Raw genomic sequence first — 2,812 nt, forward strand, 5'->3', positions numbered from 1 at the left:
GGCTCGGCGCACTCGATCGGTGACAATCCTCGTTCCCCCCAAGGCGACCACCGAGATGACCAGAAGCACCGAGGCGCGGGCGGCGCCCCGCCCAGCCGACCTCGACGTCCAGGACTGGGCGGCGTACGACCTCATCATCGATGCGCGCAGTCCGCGCGAGTTCTCGGACGACCACATCCCCGGCGCCCTCAACCTGCCCGTCGTCGTCGACGACGAGTACGCGGCCGTGGGCACCTTGCACCGCACCGACACGCACGCCGCCTATCTCCTCGGCGTCCAGCAAGCCCTGCGCAACATCGCCGACGACATCGCCGAACACATCGCGCCGTTGCCCCGCCACGCGCGGATCCTGGTGTACTGCTTCCGCGGCGGGAAACGATCGGAGCTCTGGAGCAGCGCCCTGCGGATCATCGGCTTCAAGGTGGACGTGCTGCGCGGGGGCTGGCGCAACTACCGCCGCTGGGTGCGCGAAGGGCTGGACACGCTTCCGCGCAATTTCCGATTCAAGCTGGTCGCCGGGCCGACGGGCGTCGGCAAGACGCGCTTCCTCGCCGCCCTGCGCACGCTGGGCGAGCAGGTGATCGACCTGGAGGGCATCGCTCACCACCGGGGTTCGGTTCTCGGCGAGGTGCCGGGCGAGCCGCAGCCCACGCAGAAGCAGTTCGACAGCGATCTGCTGGCCCAGCTGCGGCTGCTGGATCCCGATCGTCCGGTGTGGCTCGAGTCCGAATCCAAGAGGATCGGGCGGGTTCAGCTGCCGGTGTCCCTCTTCGAGGCCATGCAGACGTCCCCCGTGGTCCTCCTGGGCGCGCCGATGGCCTCGAGGGTGCAGCTCTGGCATGACGAGTACCCGAACCTGGCGGCCGACCCGAAGCGCGTCGTGTCGCTGCTGGGCGCCCTCGCCGATACCAAGATGCTCGTGGGCAACAAGGAATTCGCGGCCTGGGAGCAACTCGCCGCGAGCGGCGACACGCGCGAGCTGTTCGCACGGGTCATGGAGCACTACTACGACCCGTTGTACGGCCGCTCGCTGGCCCGGGACTTCCATCACTTCGAGCAGGCCGTGCGGATCGAGCTCGATGACTTGTCGATGGACGGGATGATCGCGGCGGCGAAGCGGGTGTGCGCGGCGGCCTGAGCACGGGTCGACTTCGGGTCTTGCGCTCCCAAAGCGAAACCTGATTAGGAACGAAGCTCAGCCGGCATAGCCATTCGCATGGCGGCCTCGGTGGCCGGAGGCTGGAAGGCGCATGAGGCCAGCAGCGACGGCATGAGCCTGGCCAAATCGAAGCGCCTGTTGAAGCGGTACTGGAATTCGGCGAGGTAGCGCGGCGCGTAGTGCCCCGTCTTGAAGCCGCGGAAGGTCGTGTTCATCCACATCTTCAGGTTGCCCAGCAACGTGTTGATGGCTTTGAATCGCGCATGCTGGACGTTTGCCTTGGCGGTGCCCTTGTTGTGGATGATGGGCTCGTGGCTGCAGTCAGCCGATTTCACGCCCTGGAAGCTGGTCAATCCGTCGCTGACAACGTGGGTCGAGGGCATCAGTGCCTTGACTGCCCAACGAGCCACGGTGGGCACCTTCCAGTCCGGCAGCACGTCCAGTCGGGCATAGATGGCCTGGCCGTCGGCCGTCGTTTGCACTGCAGCGATGAGTGGCACCTTGTTCTCCGAGCCGCGGCCTCGCTTGCCGCCAGTGCGCTCACCGCCAAGGAACGCGTCGTCCACTTGCACGACGCCCTCGAGTCGCCGGTCGCGCTCCTGCTCGAACATCACCGCCATCAGCTTGTGCTTGACCAACCAGGCTGTGCGGTAGCTCACGCCCAGATGGCGGTGCAACTCGAGCGCCGACATGCCGGTCTTGGTCTGGGTCAGCAGGTACATGCCGAGGAACCAGACGGTCAGCGGCAACTTGCTGGCGTCGAAGATGGTGCCCGAGGTCAGGCTGCATTGCGCCCGGCAGCCGCTGCATTGCCAATAGGTTCGGCCTTGGCGCTCGAACTGGCTGTGCTCGGCCACCTCGCATGCCGGGCAGCGAAAGCCGTAGGGCCATCGCGCCTCCTGCAACGCTTGGCGGCACTGTTGCTCAGTGCCAAAGCGCGCCTGGAACTCTCGCAGCGACATCCCGGGCTGGAACTGGACTCGATTCATCGGCATAGACACCTCCTGGGCTATACCTTCATCCTCGTCCGTCACCCGCTCACAGCGTGAGCCGGCTGAGCTTGGTTCCTAATCAGGAAAGCAAAAGCCCGCGACCAGGAACTGGCGGCGGGCCTCGCGATCGTCACGCAGGCCGAAGCCTTCGTGACGATCCACCTCGGCGCTGGGTGACGGGTTCCCGTGTCTCCGCCCAATGTGCGGTCGGTTGCGTGCCTCGGATGCTTTGCATTCTAGAGAGCGAGCCCGAAACCGGATCGTAGGACAAGCACCCGTTTTCCGTGCCAATCCTCCGCCGGGCCGGCGGATGCTCACGCCGCCTGCGCCGTCCCGCGGCTCACGCTCTCGCCATCGTCCCGGCGCAGGGCCCAGAACGAAGCCGACGACACGAACGTGATGGCAGCCAGCGTGAGGAAGCCATGGTGCAGCGCGGTCGTGACGGCGTCGTGGTCGGACTGGGGGCGGCCGTCGAGGTAGAAGCTCGTGGCCAGCGAGGCGAGGGCAAGGCCGAAGCTGAACGAGATCTGCTGCATGGTGCTCGCGATCGTGCTGGCGCTGCTCGTCTGTGACGCGCCGATGTCCGCGTACGCCAGGGTGTTCATGCTGGTGTACTGCAGGGAAGTGAAGAAGCCGTAGACGAAGACCTGCGCCACGATCA

At 66.2% G+C, this 2,812-nt stretch carries 2 protein-coding genes and 1 pseudogene; 1 reads left to right on the forward strand and 2 read right to left on the reverse strand.

Annotation, left to right across the window (positions count from 1 at the left end):
• Window positions 1-1,138: tRNA 2-selenouridine(34) synthase MnmH (gene mnmH / locus VFL64_RS03810; protein ID WP_489539057.1), on the forward strand; the 1,138-nt coding region annotated here is incomplete at its 5' end.
• Between the two features lie 44 nt (window positions 1,139-1,182).
• Here the strand turns inward: mnmH and VFL64_RS03815 are convergent.
• Both VFL64_RS03815 and VFL64_RS03820 read right to left on the reverse strand, forming a co-directional pair.
• Window positions 1,183-2,154, reverse strand: a complete 972-nt coding sequence (locus VFL64_RS03815) for an IS1595 family transposase (protein WP_489539058.1) — start codon at window positions 2,152-2,154, stop codon at window positions 1,183-1,185.
• Window positions 2,155-2,465: 311 nt separating this feature from the next.
• Window positions 2,466-2,812, reverse strand: a pseudogene (locus tag VFL64_RS03820) (MFS transporter); the annotation flags it as partial.

Source organism: Rhizobacter sp. (genome assembly GCF_035702065.1).
Classification (GTDB): Bacteria; Pseudomonadota; Gammaproteobacteria; order Burkholderiales; family Burkholderiaceae_C; genus Rhizobacter.